The sequence below is a fragment of the Leadbetterella sp. DM7 genome (assembly GCF_040829825.2).
GTDB lineage: Bacteria > Bacteroidota > Bacteroidia > Cytophagales > Spirosomataceae > Leadbetterella.
In genome coordinates this window covers 1-355 of the sequence record NZ_JBFOLH020000052.1, presented here as the reverse complement: position 1 = coordinate 355, position 355 = coordinate 1, and the positions used below count along the sequence as shown (strand labels likewise).

Below are 355 nucleotides of genomic sequence, written 5' to 3'. Positions count from 1 at the left end.
GGTCTCCTCCTAAAGAGTAACGGAGGAGTACGAAGGTGCGCTCAGCGTGGTCGGAAATCACGCGTAGAGTATAAAGGCAAAAGCGCGCTTAACTGCGAGACCCACAAGTCGAGCAGGTACGAAAGTAGGTCTTAGTGATCCGGTGGTTCTGTATGGAAGGGCCATCGCTCAACGGATAAAAGGTACTCTGGGGATAACAGGCTGATACCGCCCAAGAGTTCATATCGACGGCGGTGTTTGGCACCTCGATGTCGGCTCATCTCATCCTGGGGCTGTAGCCGGTCCCAAGGGTATGGCTGTTCGCCATTTAAAGAGGTACGTGAGCTGGGTTTAAAACGTCGTGAGACAGTTTGGT

Annotated in this window: 1 rRNA gene; it reads left to right on the top strand. The window is 53.0% G+C overall.

The features are described 5' to 3' along the window. A 23S ribosomal RNA gene (locus AB2U10_RS19200) occupies positions 1 to 355 on the top strand; the annotation flags it as partial.